A 4,521-nucleotide genomic window follows, 5' to 3' on the forward strand; every position below is an offset into this window, starting at 1 on the left:
CCGGGAAGGGGGCGCGCGGGGGCGTGCGCGGGTACCGGTGCGGCGAAGCCGCCTCCGGTGGTCCGGCCGGGGTCCGGGGCCGGTGCCGGGGGCTCGACGGCGTTCTCCTCGCTCACCTCATCACCGTACAACTTCATGCCACCTCAGGGGAGTTGTCGGGAGATGCGAGGAAAGTACGGGCCAACCGCGCACAACGGCCCCGCAACCAGGACCTTCTTTCCGCCAACTCCGCGCCGGACCCGCGCCCCGGACCCGCGACTCCCGTACCCACGCCCCCGGACCCGCGACTCCCGTACCCGCCACCGCACCCGCGCCCCCGCACCCACGCCCCCTCCCGCCCCTCACGTGAGCCGCAACGGCGCGCTGATCGTGTTCCACAGCCCGTCGAACCAGGCGGCGGACTGGCCGACGAAGGCGGCGTCGCGCGGGCCGCCGTCCTGGCCGAAGGCGAAGAGCACCGCCTCCGTGCCCTCGGCGTCGAAGGTCTCGACGTGCGTGCTGCCGTAGTCGGCGCCGCGCCGCGCCAGGGTGTAGTACGCGAAGAGCGCCTCCTCCTCGTTGAGGAGGTAGAGCTTCACGGGCGGCGTGAAGGGGATGGCGCGGTACTCGACGTGGACGTCCATGCCGTGCGAGGAGCGCAGCGCGAGGAGGTTGTGGGCGAGGACCCTGCCCTGCGCGTTGCGCTGCGCGAGCCAGTGGCGGTGCACGGCCTCACGGGCGGCGGGACCCGCTCCGTACGCGGTGGAGCCCGGCCCGTACGCACCGGAGCCCGGCTCCTGCGCGGCGGGGCCCGCCCCCCGGGCGGCGGCGGGCCCCGCCGGGGCGGTCCGCTCCACCGGGGCCGGGAAGGCGAGCCCGATGTCGCGGTCGGGGAGGAGGACGCGCAGGTCGATACGGTCCGGTTTCAGCTCGCCCGCGTGGATCTGGCGCAGCGGCTCGCCCATGGCGAGGGTGAGCGAGACGGAGGTGAGGCACAGCGCGCGGATCTCGACGTGCGGCTGCTCGAAGGCCGCCGCGATACGGGGGCCGAGCGCGGCGGTCGTGGAGCGCGGGACCTCGCCGGGGCCGCCGGGCCCGCGCGCGGGCGGGTCGGCGACGGCGGGGGGCGCGCCCCGGGTGGCGTGGGTGAGGAGGTGCTCGGCGCGCAGGATGCGCAGGGCCTCGCGCACGGTGCCGCGCTCGACGCCGAACTCGGTGGCGAGCCGGGCCTGCGTGGGCATCCGGTCGCCGGGACGCAGCACACCGGTCCTGATCCGGGTGCGCAGCTCGTCGGCCACCTCGCGGTGGCTCCGCCGCGGCCGGGTGCCCTCGTGCGGAGCGCTCGCGCCGCGGGCACGGTCCGCACTCATAAGCTCACCCTACAACTTCACACCAAGTTGAGGGAGTTGCTGGTTCGCTGGTCATTCCGCGCGACCAAACGGAGGCGGATGGGCGGGCTTGGTCGCCAAATGGACGGTTGGTCGCGGCGGGGGTGGTGCGGGCGTCACCCCGCCCCGTACTCGTACGCTCGCAGCATGAGCAGCGAAGCGAACACCTCCACCGGGCCCGCCGCCCCCGTCCCCCCGCGCCGTATCGAGGTCCTCGACGTCCTGGACGAGGCCGGGGCCGCCGCGGTCGGCGAGCTGATCGCGGCGGGCGCGCGCGAGGACGGCCAGTACGCCGTCTCCGAGCAGGGCCGCCTGCACCTGCGCGGCGGCGAGCGTCCCGGCGTACGGCACGTACTGCTGCGCCTGCCGGACGGCACCCTCGCCGGCTACGCGCAGCTCGACGGCTCCGACCCCGTCGAGTCGCCCGCCGCCGAACTCCTCGTCGCGCCCGGGCTGCGCGCGCGGGGCCACGGCAGGGCGCTCGGGCAGGAGCTGCTGCGGCTCACCCGGCGGCGGCTGCGGATCTGGGCGCACGGCGGGCACCCGGCCGCCCGGCACCTCGCCCAGGTGCTCGGGCTGCGGCTCTTCCGCGAGCTGCGGCAGCTTCGCCGTCCGCTCACCGGGCTCGACCTGCCCGAGCCGGTGTGGCCGCGGGGGATCGCGGTGCGTGCCTTCGTGCCGGGGCAGGACGAGGAGGCGTGGCTGGAGCTGAACGCCGCCGCGTTCGCGCACCACCCCGAGCAGGGCGGCATGACGCGGCGTGATCTCGCCGACCGCGAGGCGGAGCCGTGGTTCGACCCGGAGGGCTTCTTCCTCGCGGTGCGCGAGGACGGCGGCGAGCTGGTCGGCTTCCACTGGACGAAGGTCCACGCGGCGGAGGAGCTGGGCGAGGTGTACGTGGTCGGTGTCCGCCCGGGCGCCCAGGGCGGCGGCCTGGGCCGCGCCCTCACCACGACCGGCCTGCGCCACCTCGCGGCCCGCGGCCTGCCGACCGGGATGCTCTACGTGGACGCGGACAACGTCCCCGCCGTGACGGTCTACGAGCGGCTGGGCTTCACGACGTACGAGACCGACCTGATGTACCGCACCGAGAACTGAGTTGCCGCACGCGGAGCGAGGTCGCGCGGGACCGGCGTCGCACGGGACCGGCGTCGCACGGGAGCGGCGTCGCGCGGGAGCGGCGTCGCGCGGGACCGGCGGACCGGCGGACCGGTGTCCGTCCCGGAGGCGAGCGCCTTGTCTCGCCTCCGGGCCCCCTCCTCGCACCTCGCGCACATCCCCTCCCCGAATCCCCTCCCGTTCCCCCACCGGAACGGCATAATCGCGCGGGGGCCGAGTGGTGGGGGGAACGCACCGTGTTCAAGAATCCGAGAAGCGCCGACGGCGGCGCCGAGGACACCGTCGGCGCGGGGAGCGCGGCGGGTGGCGCGGCGGAGAACGACGAGGCCGACCGGGAGGCCGTCGAGGAAGAGCGCGCCGAGCTGCGGGAGTTCGTCAAGGGACTCCGCGCCGACGACATCAAGTCCGGTCACTGGTTCACCAAACTGCTGTCCCACGCGCTGAACTCGTACGCGCGGACAGCCGATTGGCAGTACTTCCAGGAGCGGTACGAGGGCGTCCCGCCGGACGCCGTCGTGGACGCGCGCATCAAGCTGGCCGCCCGCTACGCGGCCCTCGAAGGCGGGCTCTCCGCCGGGGCGTACACCGCCACCGTCGCCGCCACCCTCGGCAGCCTCGGCGGCGCCTCGCCCGCGACCGTCCCCGCCGCGGTCACGACGGCGATGGTCGACATCGCCTACACCACCCGGCTCCAGCTCCGCCTGGCGCACGACATCGCCGTCCTCTACCGCGTCCCGGTCGACCTGGACGACCCCGAGGACATGTGGAAGCTCGTCCGCGTGGCCTTCACGATCAAGGGCGGGGAGAGCGTCAGGGAAGGGCTGCTCAAGGCCGCGCCCGCCCTGACCCGGCGGCTGATCAAGCGCTACTACTCCAAGTCGGCGCTGGCGGTGGGGAGGAGCCTGCCCGTCGTCGGGCGGCACCTCCTGCAACGCAACGTGATCAAGATCGGCATCCCCGTCGTGGGCGTCCCGCTCGCCGTGGTGCTGAACCGGTGGACGACGCTGATCACGGGACGCCACGCGCGCGAGGTCTTCCGCAACGAGGCCCGCGTCCGGGAACTCGCCGGGAGGCTGAGCGAGCGGACCCTGCACCCGGGCGCCCTGCCGTGGGTGGCCTGGCTCGTCATGGCGGCGAAGCCCGGGCCGCCGAGCGACGACAAGAAGCTGCTGATGCGCCACCTGACGCGCGCGGTGCGCGAGCGGCACCAGGTCACCGACGAAGAGCTGGCCCGGCTGGTCGAGATCGAGCCCGCCGAGGTGTGGCGGCGTCTGGAGGCGTTGACCGGGGACCTGAGCGGCCTCGTGACCGCCGCCGAGGCGGTGGCCGCGGTGGACGGCCCCGCGTCCCCGGAGGAGGCGGCGGTCCTCACCGAGCTGCGCGTCCGCTGCGGGAGGCGGTAGCGCGGCGGGGCCGCCGGCCTCCCGCGTCCACCGTCCCCGCCCGGCGACTCCCGCCGCCGCCCGCCTAGTGGGTCCTCGCCCGCTGCGCCGTCAGTGCCCAGATCACCCAGGCGTTGAGGGCCATGGAGATGAGCGCCCAGAGGGGGAAGTACGGCAGCCAGAGGAAGTTGGCGACGATCCCGGCGGAGGCGACGAGGACGCCGGTCACGCGGGCCCACAACGCGCCGCGGAAGAGGCCGAGACCGGTGAGAGCCGTGACGATGCCGATGATGAGGAGGACCCAGCCCCAGCCCGTCGTGGTCCAGCGGAAGACGTAGTCGTTGACGCGCGTGCAGATGTCGTCGGCCGCGATGACGCTGATGCCCCGCAGGATGTCCAGCACCCCGTTGACGAAGAGCAGCACGGCGGCGAACACCGTGCCGCCCACCGCCCACGGGCTCTCCGGCCGCCCGCCGGGAGCGTTCTCGTCCGCCCGGCCGGGCGCCTGCCCCGAATACGCCATGGTCTTCTCCGTCCGCTCGTCCACGGAACCCCCCGCCCCCGGACCCCCACCATCCGCCCGGCCCCCGCACCGCACCACTCGGACCGGCACGGGTCCGCGAAAACGGGCGGGGCGGGGCGGCCGGGTCGGA

The 4,521-nt window shown here is 75.0% G+C and carries 4 protein-coding genes; 2 read left to right on the forward strand and 2 right to left on the reverse strand.

Annotated elements, in window-relative coordinates; translation table 11 throughout:
- Nucleotides 1-341 precede the first annotated feature (341 nt).
- The gene (locus tag SSBG_RS12780; RefSeq protein WP_008746555.1) at nucleotides 342-1,277 is read right to left on the reverse strand and encodes a winged helix-turn-helix domain-containing protein; all 936 of its coding nucleotides are present in this window, start codon (nucleotides 1,275-1,277) and stop codon (nucleotides 342-344) included.
- 237 nt (nucleotides 1,278-1,514) lie between these two features.
- Between SSBG_RS12780 and mshD the strand changes: the two genes are divergently transcribed.
- Complete coding sequence (gene mshD, locus SSBG_RS12785) at nucleotides 1,515-2,465, forward strand: mycothiol synthase (RefSeq protein ID WP_008746556.1); 951 nt, start codon at nucleotides 1,515-1,517, stop codon at nucleotides 2,463-2,465.
- Between the two features lie 257 nt (nucleotides 2,466-2,722).
- Nucleotides 2,723-3,889, forward strand: coding sequence for a hypothetical protein (locus tag SSBG_RS34600; protein WP_008746557.1), 1,167 nt, complete (start codon nucleotides 2,723-2,725; stop codon nucleotides 3,887-3,889).
- Nucleotides 3,890-3,953: 64 nt separating this feature from the next.
- Here SSBG_RS34600 and SSBG_RS12795 read toward each other — a convergent pair whose 3' ends face one another.
- Nucleotides 3,954-4,391, reverse strand: a complete 438-nt coding sequence (locus SSBG_RS12795) for a DUF7144 family membrane protein (protein ID WP_037871409.1) — start codon at nucleotides 4,389-4,391, stop codon at nucleotides 3,954-3,956.
- Nucleotides 4,392-4,521: the final 130 nt, after the last annotated feature.

Origin of the sequence: Streptomyces sp. SPB074, from assembly GCF_000154905.1 — a bacterium.
Taxonomy (GTDB): Bacteria; Actinomycetota; Actinomycetes; order Streptomycetales; family Streptomycetaceae; genus Streptomyces.